The organism is Bacteroides sp. AF25-38AC (genome assembly GCF_003602995.1).
GTDB lineage: Bacteria > Bacteroidota > Bacteroidia > Bacteroidales > Bacteroidaceae > Bacteroides > Bacteroides uniformis.
This window is the reverse complement of sequence record NZ_QTMD01000009.1, coordinates 77,050-98,617: the sequence shown is the minus strand read 5'-3', so window position 1 is coordinate 98,617 and position 21,568 is coordinate 77,050. Positions and strand designations below refer to the sequence as shown.

At 49.5% G+C, this 21,568-nt stretch carries 17 protein-coding genes; 13 read left to right on the top strand and 4 right to left on the bottom strand.

The features are described from left to right. Positions 1-35 precede the first annotated feature (35 nt). Positions 36-680 (top strand): hypothetical protein, encoded by a 645-nt coding sequence (locus tag DWY55_RS08120; RefSeq protein WP_005826687.1) that lies wholly within the window; start codon positions 36-38, stop codon positions 678-680. A 19-nt stretch (positions 681-699) separates the two neighbouring features. On the opposite strand, the gene mfd is transcribed toward DWY55_RS08120, so the two are convergent. Next, positions 700-4,089 (bottom strand): transcription-repair coupling factor, encoded by a 3,390-nt coding sequence (mfd, locus tag DWY55_RS08115; protein WP_120178060.1) that lies wholly within the window; start codon positions 4,087-4,089, stop codon positions 700-702. 653 nt (positions 4,090-4,742) lie between these two features. On the opposite strand from mfd, the gene DWY55_RS08110 reads away from it, so the two are divergent. The 7 genes from DWY55_RS08110 (at position 4,743) to DWY55_RS08080 (ending at position 11,146) form a co-directional block, all read left to right on the top strand. Continuing rightward, positions 4,743-5,498: a polyprenol monophosphomannose synthase gene (locus DWY55_RS08110; RefSeq protein WP_005836010.1), complete on the top strand. Its 756-nt coding sequence runs from the start codon at positions 4,743-4,745 to the stop codon at positions 5,496-5,498. A gap of 44 nt (positions 5,499-5,542) precedes the next feature. Next, positions 5,543-6,889, top strand: a complete 1,347-nt coding sequence (locus DWY55_RS08105; protein ID WP_061412044.1) for a dihydroorotase — start codon at positions 5,543-5,545, stop codon at positions 6,887-6,889. Positions 6,890-6,950: 61 nt separating this feature from the next. After that, positions 6,951-7,865: a vitamin B12 dependent-methionine synthase activation domain-containing protein gene (locus tag DWY55_RS08100; protein ID WP_035448012.1), complete on the top strand. Its 915-nt coding sequence runs from the start codon at positions 6,951-6,953 to the stop codon at positions 7,863-7,865. Between the two features lie 193 nt (positions 7,866-8,058). After that, on the top strand, positions 8,059-8,544 hold the full coding sequence (locus DWY55_RS08095; protein WP_005826701.1) for an RNA polymerase sigma factor: 486 nt from the start codon (positions 8,059-8,061) through the stop codon (positions 8,542-8,544). 4 nt (positions 8,545-8,548) lie between these two features. Then, entirely contained in the window at positions 8,549-9,175 is a 627-nt protein-coding gene (locus tag DWY55_RS08090; protein WP_005826703.1) for a hypothetical protein, read from the top strand. Continuing rightward, positions 9,163-10,338 (top strand): metallophosphoesterase, encoded by a 1,176-nt coding sequence (locus DWY55_RS08085; RefSeq protein WP_117887542.1) that lies wholly within the window; start codon positions 9,163-9,165, stop codon positions 10,336-10,338. Before DWY55_RS08090 ends, DWY55_RS08085 begins: the two co-directional genes overlap by 13 nt. A gap of 49 nt (positions 10,339-10,387) precedes the next feature. Further along, positions 10,388-11,146, top strand: a complete 759-nt coding sequence (locus DWY55_RS08080) for a lysophospholipid acyltransferase family protein (protein ID WP_009036804.1) — start codon at positions 10,388-10,390, stop codon at positions 11,144-11,146. Between the two features lie 83 nt (positions 11,147-11,229). Here DWY55_RS08080 and DWY55_RS08075 read toward each other — a convergent pair whose 3' ends face one another. Continuing rightward, positions 11,230-11,979, bottom strand: a complete 750-nt coding sequence (locus tag DWY55_RS08075) for a DUF4369 domain-containing protein (RefSeq protein ID WP_008663699.1) — start codon at positions 11,977-11,979, stop codon at positions 11,230-11,232. A gap of 133 nt (positions 11,980-12,112) precedes the next feature. On the opposite strand from DWY55_RS08075, the gene DWY55_RS08070 reads away from it, so the two are divergent. The 5 genes from DWY55_RS08070 (at position 12,113) to DWY55_RS08050 (ending at position 18,671) form a co-directional block, all read left to right on the top strand. Continuing rightward, on the top strand, positions 12,113-13,348 hold the full coding sequence (locus DWY55_RS08070) for an anaerobic sulfatase-maturation protein (protein ID WP_120178054.1): 1,236 nt from the start codon (positions 12,113-12,115) through the stop codon (positions 13,346-13,348). 52 nt (positions 13,349-13,400) lie between these two features. Continuing rightward, complete coding sequence (locus tag DWY55_RS08065; protein ID WP_044467893.1) at positions 13,401-15,566, top strand: S46 family peptidase; 2,166 nt, start codon at positions 13,401-13,403, stop codon at positions 15,564-15,566. Between the two features lie 139 nt (positions 15,567-15,705). After that, positions 15,706-17,865 carry a S46 family peptidase gene (locus DWY55_RS08060; RefSeq protein WP_057281791.1) on the top strand — a complete coding sequence of 720 codons (2,160 nt, stop codon included), beginning with the start codon at positions 15,706-15,708 and terminating at the stop codon, positions 17,863-17,865. Positions 17,866-17,936: 71 nt separating this feature from the next. Then, positions 17,937-18,233 (top strand): thioredoxin, encoded by a 297-nt coding sequence (gene trxA, locus DWY55_RS08055; RefSeq protein ID WP_005826711.1) that lies wholly within the window; start codon positions 17,937-17,939, stop codon positions 18,231-18,233. A gap of 9 nt (positions 18,234-18,242) precedes the next feature. After that, positions 18,243-18,671, top strand: coding sequence for a thioredoxin family protein (locus tag DWY55_RS08050; RefSeq protein WP_005826712.1), 429 nt, complete (start codon positions 18,243-18,245; stop codon positions 18,669-18,671). A gap of 73 nt (positions 18,672-18,744) precedes the next feature. Here the strand turns inward: DWY55_RS08050 and DWY55_RS08045 are convergent, their stop codons facing one another. Together DWY55_RS08045 and DWY55_RS08040 are read right to left on the bottom strand one after the other, a co-directional pair. Next, positions 18,745-19,587, bottom strand: coding sequence for a histidinol-phosphatase (locus tag DWY55_RS08045; protein WP_034525511.1), 843 nt, complete (start codon positions 19,585-19,587; stop codon positions 18,745-18,747). A 44-nt stretch (positions 19,588-19,631) separates the two neighbouring features. After that, positions 19,632-21,521: an ABC-F family ATP-binding cassette domain-containing protein gene (locus DWY55_RS08040; RefSeq protein WP_005826716.1), complete on the bottom strand. Its 1,890-nt coding sequence runs from the start codon at positions 21,519-21,521 to the stop codon at positions 19,632-19,634. Positions 21,522-21,568 lie beyond the last annotated feature (47 nt).

Genomic DNA, 21,568 nt, shown 5'->3' with positions numbered 1-21,568 from the left:
AAATACGATATTTCCAAGAAACTCACAGCAACTGCATGAAACGATTCCTCCTCCTCTGCCTATCCCTACTCCCCATCGGAGCGACAGGTCTGCTGGCACAAAGCGAATGCCTGCCGCAAAATTACAGTATCATCTTCGGTGGCGGTGTATCCTTACCTCATGTAGAGGGAAACCGTAACGACTTCTTCAGCAAGAATGGCAACCGGGTGGGATATGACCTGATGACAGAAGGCCGCTACTACATCACGCCCCTATTTGCCGCAGGACTTCAATATGACTATCTACGCATGGCACGCCTGCCGGATAAGGCACATCTGCACTGCATACGCCCCAACATCACATACCGGCCCTTGTGGAGCAACGGGAATCAAGGACTGTTCCTCTCGTTCGGCATCGGGTATATGAACTATCAGGAACGGACATATAAACGCGGTGAACGGAACGGACACCTTTTCCATAAAGGATATTGTGGAATAACTTTCGCAGCAGGCTATGAGTTCCGCATCAGCCGTAAACTCTCGGGTATGATTCGCTGTGATTTCCTAACAGCAGACTGGTTTGCCAACCCCGATGCACGACTTTACAACACGGACGGCTATGATGACGGAGTAGACCATAGCTGGTTCAAAAACAACATCACTTTCTTCAATTTGGGATTCGCCTTGCAGTTCGGACGTTAGTGGCAGGAGTGGCAACAGTTTACTCTTCCACCTGCATTGCCACTACCTCCTGCAACACACAGACAGCTTCTTCTACCGTCCTGACATCCTTCACCAGCATACTCCGTTTGTTGTTCTGTTCGCGCAGGTCACAACGCCGGGTGTACTTCATCATGTAGGCAATGACCTTACCGAAAGCCTGGCTCTGATAGTACGGGCTGTCCGGATTGGAGACGAAGAACAGGGACATGCGCCCACCTTTCAGAAAGACTTTCTCCACGCCGAGGCGGGCAGCCAGGCGTCGCAAGGGAACGATGCGCAGCAGTTCTTCCGTTTCGGGAGGAATCGGGCCGAAGCGGTCTTCGAGGCGGGAACGGAAAGCATCCACATCCTTGTCGAGTGTCAATCCGTCCAACTCGCGATAGAGCAACATACGCTCGCTGCTGCCAGTCACGTAATCGGCAGGCAACAGAAGTTCGAGGTCGCTTTCCACCTGGCATTCGTCGACAAACTGTTCTCCACTGATGACGCCTCCGTCTGCTTTCAGTTCTTCGGCATAAAGGTCGGCAAACTCGTCGGTCTTCAGTTCATGCACAGCTTCGGAGAGAATCTTTTGATAAGTCTCGTAGCCCAAGTCGGCAATGAAACCGCTCTGTTCGGCACCGAGCATATTGCCTGCGCCACGGATGTCAAGGTCCTGCATGGCAATGTGGATGCCACTGCCCAGGTCGGAGAAGTTCTCGATGGCTTGCAGGCGTCGTTTTGCTTCGGGAGTAAGGGAGGACAAAGGCGGTGCCAGCAGGTAACAGAAAGCTTTTTTATTGCTCCGCCCCACACGTCCGCGCATCTGGTGCAAGTCACTGAGGCCGAAGTTCTGCGCCTGGTTGATGATAATGGTATTGGCATTGGGTATGTCGATGCCACTTTCGATGATGGTAGTGGCAAGCAGCACATCGTAATCGTAATTGACGAAATCAAAGATTATCTTCTCCAGTTCGGCAGGCTCCATCTGTCCGTGTCCGATACAAACACGGCAGTCGGGAATGTGCCGCTCTATCATGGCCTTCAACTCAACCAGATTGGAAATACGGTTATTCACGAAGAATACCTGCCCGTTACGGCTCATCTCAAAATTGACGGCGTCGGCAATGATTTCCTCGTTGAAGGTGTGCACTTCCGTCTGGATGGGATAGCGGTTAGGCGGCGGTGTCTGGATGACGCTCAAGTCGCGCGCACCCATCAGCGAAAACTGCAAGGTACGGGGAATGGGTGTAGCCGTCATGGTCAGCGTATCCACATTCACCTTCAATTGGCGGAGTTTCTCCTTGACGGAGACGCCGAACTTCTGCTCCTCATCAATAATCAACAAACCAAGGTCTTTGAACTTAACGTCTTTTCCCAGGATACGGTGGGTACCGATAAGAATATTCACTTCCCCTTCGGCAAGCCCTTTCACTACAGCCTTTGCCTGAGCAGCGGTGCGGGCACGACTCAGATACTCCACCCGGCAAGGCAAGCCTTTCAAGCGCTCCTTGAAGGTCTGGAAATGCTGATAGGCAAGTACGGTAGTGGGCACCAGTACAGCCACCTGCTTATTGTCCGCCACAGCCTTGAAAGCGGCACGAACAGCCACCTCCGTCTTGCCGAAGCCCACGTCACCGCACACCAGGCGGTCCATCGGACGGGTACTCTCCATGTCGGCCTTCACGTCGGAAGTAGCCTTGCTTTGGTCGGGGGTATCCTCATAGATGAAGGAGGCTTCCAACTCCCGTTGCAGGAAGCTGTCGGGACTGTATTGGAACCCCTTCTCCTCGCGGCGTTGCGAGTAGAGTTTTATCAAGTCGCGGGCAATATCCTTTATCTTCGTCTTGGTGCGGTCTTTCAGCTTCTCCCAGGCTCCGGTGCCGAGCTTGTTGAGGCGGGGCGCTTCACCCTCCTTTCCCTTGTACTTGGAAACCTTGTGCAGAGAGTGGATGGAGACAAACACCACATCTTCGTTCTGATAGACAATCTTCATCACCTCCTGCGTGGTGTCACCGTTGGGGATACGTACCAGTCCGGCAAAACGCCCCACACCATGGTCGGTATGCACCACATAGTCGCCGGGGGTGAATTGGTTCAGCTCCTTCAGGCTCAAGGCCACCTTGCCGCTGCGTGCCTTGTCGCTCTTCAAGTTATACTTGTGAAAGCGGTCGAACAGCTGATGGTCGGTAAAGACGCAGATACGCAAAGTGTCGTCGGCAAAGCCTTCGTGCAGTGTCCGTTCCACGGCGGTAAAGGATATGTTGTCTCCACGGTCCTCAAAGATGGCACGGATGCGGTCGGTCTGTTTCAGGCTGTCGCTGCATATGTAGATGGTGTAGTGACGGGAGAGGTATTCGCGGAAACTCTCCGCCACCATGTCGAAGTTTTTATGGAAGATAGGCTGTACCGTAGTATGGAACGAGACGGTGGCATCCGGTGTTCCGGTGGGCTTGTTGCCAAACTCCATCCGGCGAAAATCGAGGGCGCGCAGGGTGAACTCGCCACCATCAATCAGCTTGCCTTCCAGCGTGATGGCTCCATTCTCCTCCGACTCACGGGCGGCGATGGCCTGTAGGGTGAGCGATTCGTCGTGCACGGTCTGGATGCGTTCGCGTAGCCAGAGGAAATCGCGCATGGCAAGCAAGCTGTCCGACGGAAGGAAATCGAGGAACGACACCATGCCGCCGCTTCCCTTTTTTTCCAGGCTATGGCTCAAGTCGGGAACTATCACGATGCTTTCTTTCTTCTCCTTCGAGAGCTGTGTTTCCACCTCGAAAGTACGGACGCTTTCCACCTCATCGCCGAAAAAGTCTATACGGAAGGGATATTCGGAAGAGAAGGAAAAGACGTCGATAATACTGCCACGAACGGCATACTGCCCCGGCTCGTAGACGTAGTCCACATATTCGAAACCGTAACTGCGCAACACGTCCGTCACGAAGTTCATGTCTACCCTCTCTCCTGCATGCAGTTTCAGTGTATTGTCTCCAAGTTCTTTACGTGAGACAACCTTTTCGGCCAGCGCATCCGGATAGGTCACCACGCAAAGCCCCTCTTCTCCTTTTTGCAGGCGACTCAGCACTTCTGTACGGAGTATTTCGTTTGCCGCATCCTTCTGCCCGTACTTGATGGCGCGGCGGAACGAAGAAGGAAAAAACAATACCTGCTCTGTCCCCAATATCTGCGTCAAATCATGATAGAAATAACCGGCTTCCTCCATATCGCCCAGAATGAAAACGAGCGGACAAGTAGCCCGCTGAACCAATACAGACGAAAACAAAGAAGCGGCAGAGGCATATAAACCTCCGCAATATAGGTGACGGACAGAGTTATCTTTCAGAAGCCTGCACACCCCCTCTACATTGGGATGGGAAGCATAAGATTGTTGCAGTTCAGTTATATTCATTGCTTTGCGCTTTTTCCCCCGGTATTGCCTCTCATAAGGTATCCTACCGAAATAAATTCGGTGCAAAAATACACAAATAATCTTTAGCTTTGACCTGTCGGCAACTATGTTCTCTGAAATAATCTTTCTGCTGTCAGCCTGCACATCCTTCACCTTTTTTCTGTATCGCCCTATTTATCGGGGAAGGCAATGAAACTTCTTTTCCTCCAATTATGAATAACACAGCCTGCACAATCCCTATTCAGGAGTTATATTACACAAAGTTTATCCCCAGCCTGCGGACATGTATCCCAGGGTTTGGTCTGTCTATCCCAAGGCTTGGGATAGACAGACCAAGACTGAAGAGCACTTTTTCTCCCTATATCTACCCACTTTATCCTTTATACTTCGAAAGTTTTTCTTTAATAGTTTGAATGTTTTCTGTTAATGATTGAAACGGGAATAGCTAAAGATTGAGGCTAAAGTTCAAAGTCAAGCATACGGTTCTTTGATTTAACCTGCATTCCTTATAGTCAGGAGTTAGAAGGAGCTACATAAATGAAAGAGTCGTGGTGCCAGAACTTTGCAAAATCAAGATTTGTGTGAAAATGCTGCCAGATAAAAAAGAAATGTATTACATTTGTTCCCAGTTATAACCCCCATTACCTATAAGTATGCAAACATCAGACAGCATTGTCATCATCCCCACCTACAATGAACGGGAGAATATAGAAAATATCATCCGTGCCGTTTTTGCTCTGAAACATGGTTTTCACATCCTTGTCATTGAAGACGGTTCGCCCGACGGAACGGCTGCCATTGTAAAGACCTTGCAGCAGGAGTTTCCCGAACGCCTCTTCATGGTGGAGCGCAAAGGAAAGTTAGGACTGGGTACAGCCTACATAGCCGGCTTTAAGTGGGCATTGCAACGAGGTTATGAGTATGTATTCGAAATGGATGCCGACTTCAGCCACAATCCCCAAGACTTGCCGCGACTCTACCGCGCCTGTTCCGAAGAGGGTGCCGATGTAGCCATCGGTTCACGTTATGTGAGTGGTGTGAACGTAGTGAACTGGCCCATGGGACGTGTACTGATGTCTTATTTTGCCTCCAAGTATGTACGCTTCATCACCGGGCTGCCCATCCACGATACTACAGCCGGATTTGTATGTTACCGCCGCCGGGTATTGGAGACCATCAATCTGGACGGTATCCGCTTCAAAGGATACGCCTTCCAGATAGAAATGAAATTCACCGCCTACAAATGCGGCTTCAAGGTAAAGGAAGTGCCTGTCATCTTCATCAATCGCGAACTGGGCACCTCCAAAATGAACAGCAGTATTTTTGGTGAAGCCGTATTCGGAGTGATTCGGTTGAAATGGAACAGTTGGTTCCATAAATATCCTACCGTAGATAAGGAGATGAAGTGATAGGTGATAGAGTGATAGGGGTTTACTATAAATATTAGGAAGATATGAAAAGAACATTGATACATAACGCTACGATTGTCAACGAAGGACAATCCGTGAAAGGTTCCGTAGTGATAGAAGACGGGCGCATTGCAGAGGTACTGACCAACTGGAAACCGCTCTCCGCCCCTTGTGACGAGACCATAGATGCCACCGGATGCTATCTGTTGCCTGGCATCATCGACGACCATGTACATTTTCGCGATCCCGGGCTGACCCACAAAGCGGACATCCTCACCGAAAGCCGTGCGGCTGCCGCAGGTGGTGTGACCTCCATCATGGATATGCCCAATACAAATCCGGTGACCACTACGCTGGATGCCTTGAACGCCAAACTTGATTTGCTGAACGAGAAGTGTATCGTAAACCATTCTTGCTACTTCGGCGCAACAAACGACAATTACAGCGAATTCGGCAAGCTGGACAAGCACCGCGTCTGCGGTATCAAGCTATTCATGGGCTCCAGTACCGGAAACATGCTGGTAGACAAGATGAACAGCCTGCTGAACATCTTCAACGGTACAGACATGCTGATTGCCGCCCACTGCGAAGACCAGGAAACCATCAAGAACAATATTGCCAAGTATAAGGAAATGTTTGCCGGAGAGAATGATATTCCCATAGGCAAGCATCCCTACATCCGCTCCTCGGCAGCATGCTATGCATCTTCTGAGCTGGCAGTACGGCTGGCAAGGATTGCCGGTGCACGGCTGCATATTCTGCATGTGTCCACAGCCAAGGAACTGCAACTGTTCAATGACTATTCACTTTCCGAGAAGCATATCACCGCCGAAGCATGCGTTGCCCATCTCCTCTTCACGCTCAGTGACTATCGCACGTTGGGCACACGTATCAAGTGCAATCCTGCCATTAAGAAGCAAGCCGACCGCGATGCCCTGCGTGCAGCCGTCAACTCCGGCCTGATAGACGTTATAGCCACCGACCATGCGCCCCATCTGCTCTCCGAAAAAGAAGGAGGTGCCTTGAAGGCCATGTCCGGCATGCCGATGATACAGTTCTCACTTGTCAGCATGCTGCAACTGGTGGATGAGGGAGTATTCACACTCGAGACCATCGTTGAAAAAATGTGCCATGCTCCCGCACAAATTTACCGCATCAACGAGCGCGGCTATATCCGTGAAGGTTACCGGGCAGACCTTGTGCTGGTACGCCCCGATACCCCGTGGGAAGTGACAGCCGACAAAGTTTTGAGCAAATGCGGCTGGAGCCCATTGGAAGGGCATACCTTCAACTGGAAAGTGGAAAGGACTTTTGCCAACGGACATCCCGTTTATAGCGACGGCATGGTGGACGACGCTTATCGTGGCGAGGAACTGAGATTTGGGGAGTGAAGGTTAGGAATTAAGGATTAGGGATTAGGGATTAAGGATTAGGGATTAAGGATTAAATGGGATGAAAAGGACAATACTGGCACCGGGGCATGAATTGCTTTCGTATCGGATTCATGAAGTAACCCCTTACATCAACTGGATTTATTTCTTCCATGCCTGGGGCTTCCAGCCTCGCTTTGCGGCTATTGCCAACATCCATGGCTGCGATTCTTGCCGTGCACTTTGGCTGACAACCTTTCCCGAGGAGGAACGTACCAAAGCTTCCGAAGCCATGCAGCTCTTCAAGGAAGCCAATAGAATGCTCGGTCGACTGGACGAAACAATCTCCATCCATTGCATCTTCAGGCTTTGCCAGGCAAATGCAGACGGAGATAACCTCTTGATAGAAGGAACAACCTTCCCACTGCTCCGCCAGCAGACACCCCAACCCGATGGCGGTCCATTTCTCTGTCTGAGCGATTTTGTACGTCCCCTCTCTTCAGGCACGCCCGACATCGTAGGACTTTTCGCCTCCACCATCAGTGAAGAGGCCGAAGAGACTTATAAAAGCGACCCTTACAAACATCTCCTTGTACAGACTCTGAACGACCGCCTTGCCGAAGCCGCCACAGAAAAGATGCACGAATATGTCCGCAAGGAGGCTTGGGGGTATGCCCCCGACGAATCCTTGTCCATTCCGGATCTGCTGGTCGAGAAATACCAAGGCATCCGCCCCGCTGTGGGATACCCCTCCCTACCCGACCAATCCGTGAATTTCCTGCTGGACGAACTGCTCGGCATGAAGCAGATAGGCATCACGCTGACTGAACATGGAGCCATGCACCCTCACTCCTCCGTCTGCGGCATGATGCTGGCACATCCCGCATCCCGATACTTTTCAGTGGGCAAGATTGGAGAAGACCAGCTGGACGACTACGCCCGCCGCCGGGGAATGCCAATAGGGGATATGCGGAAGTTTTTAGCCACTACAATATGAATAATGTGCTAATGTGCCTATATGCTAATGTGCCAATTGGCTGCGCTATATGTATATTGTGCTACCATGCCGCAGGTCATTGGCACATTAGCATATAGGCACATTAACACATTAAAATAATCCTTTTTGAACTGTGATTTATCGCCACACAATGCGACTAACAGTGCAAAAGCAATTCGAAAGAAGCTAAAAGATGGAAAATGCAGAACAAGAGTTTGTATCCGTGGTACGGGAGTATGAGCGCGTGATATATAAGGTGTGCTATCTGTACACCACGCCCAATGCTACCCTCAACGACCTGTATCAGGAAGTGGTGCTCAACTTATGGAAAGCATTTCCCAAGTTCCGGCGGGAGTGTAAGATTTCCACATGGATTTACCGCATCGCACTGAACACGTGCATCAGCTTTATCCGCAAAGAAAAGAACATCCCCGAAATCGTCACCCTCACCCAGGAAGCCGACCGGACTGAAGAAACCGACGAGACACAAGCCATGCTACGGCAGCTCTACCGGATGATAAACCGACTGGGACAATTGGAAAAGTCCATCATACTGCTCTATCTGGAAGAGAAAAGCTACGAAGAAATTGCCGAAATCACCGGGCTGACCTTGACAAACGTTGCCACCAAACTCAGCCGCATCAAGGACAAATTGAAAAAAATGAATAAGGAGGAATAAATATATGGAACTGGATGAACTGAAGAAATCATGGAACGCACTGAATGAACAGTTGCAGAAAGAACCGATTGCTGACGAACAGCAGATTACCGAACTGATTGCCGGCTACAAGGCCAATACCCGCAAAAGTCTGGGACGACTCGTAGTCATACAGCGTTTCTCTATCGGAATGGGAGCGGTAGGTCTGGCAGCCCTTCTGCTTATATGGCTGTTGCTGCCCACCTTCGGCTTCAATGAGCAGCTGCAAGGCAAGATTGTCGCTTTACTGGGATTCATCGCTATAAGCATCCTCATAGGCATGTGGTGGGACTGGAAAACATACCGCTGGAACAAGGACACGCGTATTGATGAAATGGGGGTTGCCGAAGTCAGTCGCCGTATGACCACCTTCCGCCAATGGACCAGATATGAAGTGATGGGCATCTCCATTTGGATTATCCTTTTCAATATCCTCAACTATTGGGTGATGGAATATCATCTGGCACCAGCCAGCGTACAAGCCCTACTGATTACCCTTTTCGTAGTATTTGACGCGCTAATTATCTATATTCTCTACAAAAAAGTGATTTACAAACATCTGGACAATATTAAAAAGAACATTGAAGAATTGAAAGATATATGCACCGAGTAACTCTTGTTTTCATCCTTTTCCTTCTCATCCCCGACCTTTACATTTACTTGGTTTATGTAGTAAGAAAAACCAGAAAGGCAGTCCTTCACTGCCTTTATTGGCTTCCCACCTTGCTATTAGCGGCAGGCTATGTTTACTTCATATTCCTTACGGGCGACAATGCGATGTCAAACCATACGCAGGCCATAGGCAGACTGGCAATTACCATCATGCTGTTTGTCTTTCCAAAAACCATATTCATGCTTTGCTCGCTGGTGGGAGTACTGGCGCACTTCATCATCCGTCGTTGTCCCCGCAGCCCGTTCACCGCTATAGGACTGGTTTTGGCTGTCGTCAGCTTCTTCAATATCCTTTACGGTACCCTGGCAGGCATCACCCGTTTCGATACAAAAGAAGTGGAATACCGTTCTGCCAATATTCCGGAAGGTTTCGACGGCTACCGCATCGTGCAAATATCGGACATACACATCGGCAGTTGGCAAGGCAATCCGGAACCCATCAAACAGTTGGTCGATTTAGTCAACGGACAGAAGCCGGACCTGATTGTCTTCACCGGTGACCTCGTGAACCAGCAGAGCCACGAACTGGATGGTTTCCAAGAAATACTCTCCCAACTGTACGCACCGGACGGAGTATACTCCATCCTCGGTAACCATGACTATGGCTCATACTATCACTGGCAAAGCCCGAAAGCAGAAATCGCCAATCTGGACTATTTAATCCGGCAGCAGAAAGCAATGGGATGGAAACTGCTGAACAATGAGCATGACATCCTTTATCACAAAGGTGACAGCATAGCCCTCATCGGTGTGGAAAACGATGGCGAGCCTCCTTTCTCCCAATTTGCAGACTTACCGCAAGCCATGCAGGGTACGGAAGGGATGTTCCAAATATTGCTCAGCCATAACCCTACCCACTGGAGGCGCGAGGTACTGCCCCAATCGGATATTTCACTGATGCTTGCAGGACATACCCACGCCATGCAAGGCATCTTGTTCGGACACTCCCTTGCCGAACTTATCTATCCGGAATGGAGAGGAATGTACTACGAAGGCAAAAGGGCTTTGTACGTAAATATTGGCATCGGCTATGTGGGACTGCCGTTCCGGTTCGGGGCATGGCCGGAAATTACAGTACTAAAATTAGTAAGAGAGAAAGAGTGACGAAATAAGAAAAAGGTATATCTTTGTAGCAATAAAAAATCCGACACCTATGAAGATACTTTATATCACTTATCAGGTTTGCTTTGCGTTGCCTATTTTATTGGTACTGACTATCCTTACAGCATTGGTCACCATTATCGGTTCGCTGATAGGGGGGGCGCATACCTGGGGGTACTATCCCGGTAAAATCTGGTCACAGCTCATCTGCTATATACTGCTTATTCCGGTGGAGGTACATGGAAGGGAGAAAATACACAAACGTACTTCCTACGTGTTTGTGCCCAATCACCAAGGTGCCTTCGACATATTCCTGATATACGGATTCCTGGGACGGAACTTCAAATGGATGATGAAGAAGAGCCTGCGCAAAATCCCGTTTGTCGGCAAGGCATGCGAGAGCGCAGGACATATCTTCGTCGACCGTTCCAGCCCCAAGAAGGTGCTTGCCACCATGCGGCAGGCAGAATCATCTTTGAAAGACGGCGTGTCACTGGTAGTATTTCCCGAAGGGGCACGTACCTTCACGGGACACATGGGCTACTTCAAGAGAGGAGCCTTCCAGCTGGCGGATGAACTGCAACTGGAAGTGGTGCCCGTCACTATAGACGGCTCGTTCGAGATTCTTCCACGCACCGGAAAGTGGATACACCGCCACCGGATGATACTGACCATCCATGAACCTATTCCTCCCAAAGGGAAAGGGGCAGAAAACATCAAGGCAAGCATGAACGAGGCTTATGCGGCGGTGGAGAGTGCATTGCCGGAAAAGTATAAAGGGATGGTGAAGAACGAAGACCAGGACAGATAAAGACATAATGACAAACGGGAATGCCTGAATATCTTGATAGGATATTCAGGCATTCCCGTTTGTCATTATCAACTCATTCCTGTTTATTTCTGTCCTCCTACAGAAGCATTTTGCTTCATGCGTTTCTGCTCTTCAATCAGCTGCATGTTCTCCTTCGCCTTTGTAAGGAAATCCTTCACCAAAGTATTCTCTTTAAAAGACAAGGGAGCAGTCCTCATGATGTCCTCAATCTGCGGAGTCATCACCGGATAGGGCAGTGTGCTGCACATCATCATGAATACACTGGGGCCCAGCACATTCTCAAAGTTATCTACAATGAACTGCCGGACGTAGTCGTTCATCTCCTTCACAAGTGCTTCGCCTTCCTTTGCCAACTGCCCATGCACGTCATCCAGATTGGCACCGTCCAGCACCATACGCGCCTCTTTCCGTTCCAGCTCCTCTATCTTCACTTCCAGGGAATTGCGCTTGTCTATGAACTCGTACAGTTTGTCATTCAAAGGAGTCCCTTTGGCAATCAACTGAGTATTGGAGATGGAAACCACGATTTTGCCGTCTTCCAGCACCAAAGGCATAATGCCCTCGTGGTCCATATAAAGAGTCACCATCATCACGGAATCGGCCCGGCCTTTCATCTTGAAATGCCCATGGATAACCTCTGCCGAGTCGACGTTCACCCATTGCCCGTCCCGAAGCGTCTTGAGGAACAACATCTTTCCGTCAAGGCTGGTTACCGAGGAACTGCCCTCTATCTTATACTTGCGGTTGCAAGAAGTAAAGAGCACAAGCAGGAGCAAAAAGGGTAAAATGCGGTTCACACTCATTCTAATCATGCAAGAAACGATTTTTGAATTACACCCAGCAAAGGTATTAATATTCCTTATAAACCGAATAGAAAGAAAGGATTTTTCATTCGGTTTACGTATTTTTGCACAATTATAAATCATAAAAATAGAGAAAATATACATGTCAACCTATGCACCTTTTGCCAAACCGCTCTATGTAATGCTGAAACCGGTAGGTGCGGTATGCAATCTGGCATGCGATTATTGCTATTATCTGGAGAAATCCAAACTATATAGAGACAACCCCAAGCATGTGATGAGCGAGGAACTGCTGGAAAAGTTCATCGAGGAGTACATCAACTCGCAGACCATGCCCCAGGTTCTGTTCACCTGGCATGGCGGAGAGACGCTGATGCGTCCGCTCTCTTTCTACAAACGTGCCATGGAGCTGCAAAGGAAATATGCCAACGGACGCACCATAGACAACTGCATACAGACCAACGGCACGTTGCTGACCGATGAATGGTGCCGGTTCTTCAAGGAGAACAACTGGCTGGTGGGTGTCTCCATAGACGGGCCTCAGGAGTTCCATGACGAATACCGGAAGAACAAGCAGGGCAAGCCCTCTTTTGTCAAGGTGATGCAGGGCATCAACCTGCTGAAAAAGCACGGTGTGGAATGGAACGGAATGGCAGTGGTCAATGACTACAACGCCGACTATCCGCTGGACTTCTATAATTTCTTCAAGGAGATAGGATGCCATTACATCCAGTTTGCCCCCATCGTGGAGCGCATTGCCCCTCATGGGGACGGACGCCATCTTGCCTCCCTGGCAGACAAGGAAAAGAGCACGCAGCTGGCAGACTTTTCCGTCACGCCGGAACAATGGGGAGACTTCCTATGCGCCTTGTTCGACGAATGGGTAAAGCAGGACGTGGGTACTTACTACATACAGTTATTCGACTCTACCCTTGCCAACTGGATAGGCGAACAGCCGAGTGTATGTTCCATGGCAAAGACGTGCGGCCATGCAGGCGTCATGGAGTTCAACGGAGACGTATATACCTGCGACCATTTTGTTTTCCCCGAATATAAACTGGGCAACATCCATCAGAATACACTGGTGGAGATGATGTACGGAGAACGGCAACAAGCCTTCGGACTGATGAAGCAACAATCGCTCCCCACCCAATGCAGGGAGTGTGAATGGCTGTTTGCCTGCAACGGCGAATGCCCAAAGAACCGTTTTGCATGTACAGCCGACGGGGAGCCGAGACTGAATTACCTTTGTGCAGGATATCATAAGTTCTTCAGTCACGTAGCTCCATACATGGACTTTATGAAGAACGAACTGATGAACCAGCGTCCGCCTGCAAACATTATGGAAGCAATAAGAAACAATGCCATCAAGCCATAAGCCCACAAGCGATGACAATGAAATTCAAAGACATTACTTAATAATTGATTATATGAAGATTACATTTAAGAAAGGTTTGCTTGCGGCCATTGCCGCACTGACAGTCTGCTCTGCGCGTGCAGACGAAGGAATGTGGTTGTTGCAACTGATGAAGCAGCAGAACTCCATCGACATGATGAAAAAGCAAGGACTGAAGCTGGAGGCTGACGACCTTTACAATCCCAACGGCGTGTCACTGAAAGATGCCGTAGGTATCTTTGGCGGCGGCTGTACCGGCGAAATCATCTCTCCGGAAGGACTGATTCTGACCAATCACCATTGCGGATACGGTGCCATACAGCAGCACAGCAGCGTGGAACACGATTATCTGACAGATGGTTTCTGGGCCATGAACCGTAGTGAAGAACTGCCCACCCCGGGATTGAAATTCCGTTTCGTACACCGCATTGTAGACATCACCGACCTTGTCAATGCTAAAATAAAGGCAGGCGAAGTGACGGAAATCGATGCACTGACTTCCCCGTTCCTCAACAAACTGGCAAAAGAGGAACTGGAGAAGAGCGATTTGAAGGGTAAACCGGGCATTGAAGTGCGCGCACTCCCCTTCTATGCAGGAAACAAATTCTATATGTTCTATTATAAGGTATACAGCGACGTGCGTATGGTTGCCGCTCCTCCCTCCTCGGTAGGTAAGTTTGGCGGTGAGACCGACAACTGGATGTGGCCGCGCCACACGGGCGACTTCTCCATGTTCCGTATCTATGCCGATGCCAACGGAGAGCCGGCTGAATACAGTGAAAGCAATGTACCCCTGAAAACCCCGAAGTTCCTGCCCATCTCCATCAAAGGTCTGAACGAAGGTGACTACGCCATGATTATGGGCTTCCCCGGCAGCACAGAACGTTACCTCACCCAGAGCGAAGTGAAACAACGCATGAACGCCGTGAATCAGGCAATGATTGATATGCGCGGCGTACGCCTCGAAGTGCTGCGCAAGTATATGGATGCCAGTGACAAGACCCGCATCCAGTATGCCAGCAAGTTTGCCGGAAGCAGTAACTACTGGAAGAACTCCATTGGTATGAACAAGGCAATCATCGACAATGACGTGTTGGGCGCCAAAGCCGAAATCGAAAAAAAGTATGCCGCCTTTGCCCAAGGAAAACCCGAATACGAGGGTGTGGTAGAGAAAATTGATGCCATCATCGAGAAAAGCACCCCCACGCTGCGCCAGCTCTACTATACCAACGAAGCATTGCGCGGTGCTATCGAATTCGGCAGTACCTACCTTATTATGGATAACATAAAGAAAGCGCTCGAAGAGAAGAACGACTCATTGCTGCAAGCTTCGAAGAAGCAGTTGGAAAATGCATACGATGGTATCCACAATAAAGACTACGACCACGAAGTGGACCGCGCCGTAGCCAAAGCCATCCTGCCCGCCCTTGCCAAGGCACTGAACGCCGACGAGCTGCCCTCCTTCTACCAAACCATCAACGGAGAGTTCAAGGGCGACTACAACGCATACGTAGACAACATTTACGACAACTCCATCCTCTCCAACCGCAAGAACCTGGATAAATTCCTGGCAAAGCCCACCGTGAAAGCCATCGAGAAAGACCCTGCTACGGCTTACTCGCGCTCCAAGAACGAAAAGCTGCAGGAACTCGGAAAGCAATACATGGAACTGGAAAGCGGAATGGAACTGCTCCACAAGGCCTACATCCGTGGCTTGGGTGAAATGAAACAGCCCGTCCCCTCCTATCCGGATGCCAACTTCACCATGCGTCTGACCTATGGTAATGTAAAATCATACAGCCCACGCGATGCCGTACACTACGACTACTATACCACTACCGACGGTATCCTTGAAAAAGAGAATCCCGAAGACCGTGAATTCGTGGTACCCGCCAAGCTGAAAGAACTGATTCAAAAGAAAGACTTCGGACGCTACGCCATGGCAGACGGCACCATGCCGGTTTGCTTCCTCACGACGAACGACATCACCGGCGGCAACTCGGGCAGCCCCGTCATCAATGGCGAAGGACAGCTCATCGGTACTGCTTTCGACGGCAACTGGGAATCTCTGAGCGGTGACATCAACTTCAACAATGACCTGCAGCGTTGCATTGCACTGGATATACGCTACGTGCTCTTCATCCTCGACAAACTGGGCAATTGCAGTCATCTGATAAAAGAAATGAACATTATAGAATAAATTAAAGCCTCTGAGAGATTACCTCCCATACTGAATGGCATTCAGTCGTATAGTGAATGCCATTCAGTCGTATACTTAACCCTATTCAGTCGTATACTGAATAGCCCCCCTCTCAGATGCTCTTCTAACGCACATCACCATGAAAAGGATCCTATTATCATTATTCATTACATCTTCTGTCCTTGCCGCACACGCCGACGAAGGTATGTGGATGCTCACCGACCTGCAAAAGCAGAACGAAGTAGCCATGACGGAACTCGGACTGCTCATCCCCACCAACCAAATCTACAATCCCGACGGCATTGCCCTGAAGGATGCCGTGGTGCATTTCGGCGGTGGCTGTACCGGCGAAGTCATCTCTGCCGAAGGCCTGGTACTGACCAACCACCACTGCGGCTATGGCGCCATACAGCAACACAGCTCGGTGGAACACGACTACCTGACCGACGGTTTCTGGGCTATGTCCCGCGAAGAGGAGCTTCCCTGCAAGGGACTCACCGTCACCTACATCGACCGGATACTGGACGTGACAGACTACGTAAACGAACAACTGAAAACCGACGACGACCCGAACGGCACCAATTATCTGTCTCCCAAATACCTGAAGACAGTAGCCGACCGCTTCGCCAAGTCCGAAGGCATCGCCCTGACACCCGGCCGCAAGCTGGAACTGAAAGCCTTCTACGGTGGAAACAGATACTATCTGTTCGTAAAGACCACCTATAGCGACATCCGCATGGTAGGCGCTCCCCCCTCCTCCATCGGCAAGTTCGGCGCAGACACCGACAACTGGATGTGGCCCCGCCACACGGGAGATTTCTCCATCTTCCGCATCTATGCCGACAAAGACGGGAAACCCGCCGCTTACAGCAAAGACAACGTTCCCCTAAAAGTGAAGAAACATCTCACCATCAGCCTTGACGGCTATCGCGAGGGCGACTTTACCTTCGTCATGGGATTCCCCGGACGCAACTGGCGCTACATGATTTCCGACGAGGTGGAAGAGCGTATGCAAACCACCAACTTCATGCGCCACCACGTGCGCGATGTCCGCCAGAAAGCTCTGATGAAACAAATGTTGCAAGACGATGCCGTACGCATCCACTATGCCAGCAAGTATGCATCTTCTGCCAACTACTGGAAAAATGCCATTGGTATGAACGAAGGTCTCGTCCGTCTGAAAGTATTGGACACCAAACGTGCACAGCAAGAGGCACTCCTGGCACGCGGACGCTCGCTGAACGACAATAGCTATCAGCAAGCATTCGACCAGATACGCGCCATCGTAAAGCAACGCCGTCCAGCCCTCTACCACCAGCAAGCCATTCAGGAAGCACTGGTGACGGGACTCGATTTCATGCGTATCCCCAGTACCGCAAGACTGGTGTCTGCCTTGAAGAACAAGGACAAGAAACAGATTGCAGCAGCTAAAGACAGCCTTCAGAAGGCAGCCGACCGCTACTTCGCCTCTGTCCCCTTCCCCGAAGTGGAACGTATCGTTGGCAAGGAAATGCTGAAAATCTACATGAAGTATATCCCTGCCGAACAACGCATCGGTATTTTCCAAATCATAGACAAGCGTTTCAAGGGCAACAGCGACGCTTTCATCGACGCCTGCTTTGAACATTCCATCTTCGGCAACAAAGAGAACTTTGCCAAGTTCATCCGCAAGCCCAGCCTCTACAAGATTAATACAGACTGGATGGTCTTGCTGAAATATTCCATCACAGACGGCCTGCTTCAGACCTCCATTGCCATGATGGATGCCAATAAAAACTACAATGCCGCCCACAAGGTATGGGTAAAGGGCATGATGGACATGAAACTTGCCAATGGTCAGCCCATCTATCCGGATGCCAACTCCACCTTGCGCCTGACCTACGGTCAAGTGCTCCCCTACGCTCCGGCAGACGGTGTGAAATATGATTACTACACCACTCTGAAAGGAGCTATGGAGAAGGAAGATCCCGACAATTGGGAGTTTGTAGTCCCCGCCAAACTGAAACAGCTGTATCAGGCAAAGGATTTCGGACGTTATGCCATGCCGAACGGCGAAATGCCCATCTGCTTCATTGTCAACACAGACAATACCGGTGGAAACTCCGGCAGCCCAGTGTTCAATGCCAAAGGAGAACTGATAGGTACCGGCTTTGACCGCAATTACGAAGGTCTGACTGGCGACATTGCCTTCCGTCCGTCCTCCCAACGAGCAGCATGTGTAGACATCCGCTACACCTTGTTCATCATCGACAAATACGCGGGAGCTTCGCATCTCATTGAAGAGATGACGATTAAATAATGATTTAGCGAACAAATCCTCCTCCTATTTTGTTATCATTACAAATAAATAAAAACAGAAAGGAAAAAATTATGGAAAAGTTTGAAGAATTGATACAATCAGAAAAGCCCGTTTTAGTTGATTTCTTTGCAACCTGGTGTGGCCCGTGCAAGGCCATGCATCCGGTACTGGAGGAACTCAAAAACGAAATAGGAGATGCTGCCCGTATCGCCAAAATAGATGTAGACCAGCACGAAGAGCTTGCTGCCCGCTACCGCATACAAGCAGTACCGACATTTATCGTATTTAAGAAAGGTGAAGCCGTATGGCGCCATTCGGGTGTCATCAGCGGTAAGGATTTGAAAGCCGTTATAGAACAAAACTCTTAACAAGAAGAAATGAAGAAGATTATAGCAATGGTTGCCCTCGTGTTTTCTTGCATGCTGGCCTATGCTCAAACAAACGGAGAAGTTATCGTCATGAACAAAGCCATGTTCATCAAGGATGTGTTCGACTATGAGAAATCCCAGGACTGGAAATACAAGGGAAACAAGCCTGCCATCATAGACTTATATGCCGACTGGTGCGGACCTTGCCGCATGGTGGCTCCCATTATGAAGGAACTGGCCAAAGAGTATGCCGATAAAATCGTTGTCTACAAAGTCAATGTGGATAAGGAAAAGGAACTGGCAGCGTTGTTCAATGCAACAAGCATCCCTCTTTTTGTATTCATCCCTATGAATGGAGAGCCTCAGCTCTTCCGCGGAGCAGCCGATAAGGCTACCTACAAAAAGGCGATTGACGACTTTTTACTGAAAACAGAATAGTTCATAATAGAAAGAAAAAACTCCTGACTACCTTTACAAAAAGGCAAGTCAGGAGTTTTTGTCTCCTATTCACTCAAAACACGATAGGCATCTCTTTCCATTCTCCTCCGTGTAGTTCCATCACCGATTCATATCCAGCTTTCCTCAAGGCACACAAAGCTTCGGGACGTCCGTTGCTTATCCGTTCCGGATAGTGTGAATCACTGTTTACCTGCACACGTACACCCAAATCATGCAGGTAGGAGAAATACCGCTCATTGGGGTAAAAAGTACCCAGGTCATGATAGGCTTTGGTATTGACCTCTACCTGATAGCCGCGACGGGCAATATCTGCGAAATACGCCCTAACCAGCTCATCATACCAAGGCTCGTCCAGCAATCCCGGGCGATAGCATGCTGCATTGTAGTGCATCTTATCGGCATGGCCCACAATATCAAAACCACCCAGCTCAAGCATCCTCGTCAACCTACCATAATAGAGACGGACCACATGCTCCAAGTCACCGCAGAAATGTCCGTCTACAATGGTCTTAAAGGTATCCGCAGGTACATCTACATCCACCACTTCCCCTTTGTCATTGTAGAGAAGATGTACAGAACCAATACGGTAGTCCAACGGCAACTCCCTGAAACGGGCGATGGACGGATTACTCGCTTCATTCAGATAATCAATCTCCAGACCGATATACAGTTCGATACGTCCGGCATACTTCTCCTTCAGACGATGGAATTCAGATAGATAGTCGTCCATGATATCCCACTCCATAGTCCATGCCGTAGAAAAAGGCAATGGAGCATGCGATGAAAAGCCATAAGATGTAAAACCTTCACTCAATGCAAAACGCACAAAGTCCTCCATGCCGGCACGCCCGTCACAATAAAGGCTATGGCTATGATAATTCGTCAGATTTCCCACTTTCTCAGTTCTAATTTTTAATTCTTAATTTTCAATTTCGAACTTCAGTTCGATTCTATCTCACTCAGCTCCAGCCAGCGCAATGTTTTTTCGTCAATCAAGTCCGACAATTCCGGCAAACGTTTCGACTTCTCCGTCAGTTCGTCCACAGACAAAGTACCGCTGCACAAAGCCTCTTCAATTGCATTCTTTTCGGTTTCCAGGTCAGCTATCTCCTGCTCCAATTGTTCAAACTCGCGTTTTTCCTTAAAAGACATGCGCCGCTTTTCGTTCAGACGCACCTTCGCCGTCTTGTCCTCCTGAGCCTTGGCGGCTTCTTTCTCTTTCTCCTTTTCTTGATGGACTTTCGCATCTTTCCAGTCGCGATATTGTGTATAGTTGCCGGGAAAGTCGCGGATGTCCCCTTGTCCGTTGAACACTAACAGATGGTCTACCACTTTGTCCATGAAATAACGGTCGTGGCTCACCACAATCACGCATCCTTTGAAATTCTGCAAATACTCTTCCAGCACATTCAGCGTCACAATATCGAGGTCATTGGTCGGCTCATCCAGCACCAGGAAGTTGGGATTGCGCATCAGGACCGTACACAGATAGAGGCGGCGGCGTTCTCCCCCACTCAGCTTGTAGACATAGCTGTGCTGTGTCTCGGGAGTAAACAGGAAATGTTGCAGGAATTGCGATGCCGTCAGCTTCTTGCCGTTGCCCAGTTCTATGACTTCGGCAATGTCCTGCACTACATCAATCACTTTCATCTGCTCGTCAAACTGCAAGCCGTCCTGCGAGTAGTAACCGAAGCGGACCGTCTCGCCAATGTCCAGCGTACCGCTGTCTGCCTGCTCCAACCCCATCAGTATCTTGATGAAGGTCGACTTGCCCGTACCGTTATTCCCTACGATACCCATCTTTTCGTAACGGGAGAAGATGTAGGAGAAATCATCCAGAATCTTCAAGTCACCAAAGGATTTGTACAGATGGTCTGCCTCGAATATCTTACTGCCTATATAAGAAGCCTTAACGTCCAGCTTTACATTGTCGTTGTTGAAACGCTGCTTAGCCACCTTCTCCAACTCGTAAAAGGCATCCTCCCGATAGCGTGCCTTGTGCCCGCGGGCTTGCGGCATGCGGCGCATCCATTCCAGCTCTGTGCGGTAGAGGTTATTGGCACGTTCTATCTCCACAGTCTTGGCCTCGATACGCTCTTGGCGCTTCTCCAGATAATAACTGTAATTGCCTTTATACTGATAAATCTGCCGGTTGTCTATCTCTACGATTTCGGAGCATACCCGGTCGAGGAAATAACGGTCGTGCGTCACCATCAGCAAGCTGAGGTTGTTCCGGCGGAGATATTCCTCCAGCCACTCCGTCATATCGAGGTCGAGGTGGTTGGTAGGCTCGTCCAGTATCAGCAAATCGGGTTCAGTGATAAGGGTATTGGCAAGTGCCACACGCTTCAACTGCCCGCCGGACAGATGTTTTACGTGCTGACTGAAATCACGTATTTTAAGTTGAGACAGAATCTGTTTCGCCTTCTGCTCGTACTCCCAAGCTTTTTCATGGTCCATACGCACCAGAATTTCGTCCAAGCCGGGATGCCCCTCCGTTTCCATGCAACGTTCATATTCCTTGATTAACTCGACAGTACTGTTGCCATGATGGAAGCACGCTTCGAGCACGGTCAGCTCTTCGGGATATTGCGGGTCTTGTTCCAGATAACCCACACGCAAATCACGACGGAAGGAAATGGTGCCATTGTCATACCCTTCCTTGCCGGAAAGGATATTGAGCAATGTCGTCTTGCCACTGCCGTTCTTGGCTATCAACCCGACACGCTGTCCCTCGGACAAGCCCAAAGAAATATTTTCGAATAGTACCAAGTCACCGAACGACTTGGTCAAGTTTTCCACCTGAAGAATTGAATTTACTGCTGCCAATGCTTTAATAGTTGAAAAATGAAAATTGAAAGTTAAAAATCACAGTA

Excerpts from the sequence above, each read along its gene's own strand:
- DWY55_RS08120 (WP_005826687.1), top strand. The coding sequence starts at position 36 with ATGAAACGATTCCTCCTCCTCTGCCTATCCCTACTCCCCATCGGAGCG.
- mfd (WP_120178060.1), bottom strand. The coding sequence starts at position 4,089 with ATGAATATAACTGAACTGCAACAATCTTATGCTTCCCATCCCAATGTA.
- DWY55_RS08110 (WP_005836010.1), top strand. The coding sequence starts at position 4,743 with ATGCAAACATCAGACAGCATTGTCATCATCCCCACCTACAATGAACGG.
- DWY55_RS08105 (WP_061412044.1), top strand. The coding sequence starts at position 5,543 with ATGAAAAGAACATTGATACATAACGCTACGATTGTCAACGAAGGACAA.
- DWY55_RS08100 (WP_035448012.1), top strand. The coding sequence starts at position 6,951 with ATGAAAAGGACAATACTGGCACCGGGGCATGAATTGCTTTCGTATCGG.
- DWY55_RS08095 (WP_005826701.1), top strand. The coding sequence starts at position 8,059 with ATGGAAAATGCAGAACAAGAGTTTGTATCCGTGGTACGGGAGTATGAG.
- DWY55_RS08090 (WP_005826703.1), top strand. The coding sequence starts at position 8,549 with ATGGAACTGGATGAACTGAAGAAATCATGGAACGCACTGAATGAACAG.
- DWY55_RS08085 (WP_117887542.1), top strand. The coding sequence starts at position 9,163 with ATGCACCGAGTAACTCTTGTTTTCATCCTTTTCCTTCTCATCCCCGAC.
- DWY55_RS08080 (WP_009036804.1), top strand. The coding sequence starts at position 10,388 with ATGAAGATACTTTATATCACTTATCAGGTTTGCTTTGCGTTGCCTATT.
- DWY55_RS08075 (WP_008663699.1), bottom strand. The coding sequence starts at position 11,979 with ATGATTAGAATGAGTGTGAACCGCATTTTACCCTTTTTGCTCCTGCTT.
- DWY55_RS08070 (WP_120178054.1), top strand. The coding sequence starts at position 12,113 with ATGTCAACCTATGCACCTTTTGCCAAACCGCTCTATGTAATGCTGAAA.
- DWY55_RS08065 (WP_044467893.1), top strand. The coding sequence starts at position 13,401 with ATGAAGATTACATTTAAGAAAGGTTTGCTTGCGGCCATTGCCGCACTG.
- DWY55_RS08060 (WP_057281791.1), top strand. The coding sequence starts at position 15,706 with ATGAAAAGGATCCTATTATCATTATTCATTACATCTTCTGTCCTTGCC.
- trxA (WP_005826711.1), top strand. The coding sequence starts at position 17,937 with ATGGAAAAGTTTGAAGAATTGATACAATCAGAAAAGCCCGTTTTAGTT.
- DWY55_RS08050 (WP_005826712.1), top strand. The coding sequence starts at position 18,243 with ATGAAGAAGATTATAGCAATGGTTGCCCTCGTGTTTTCTTGCATGCTG.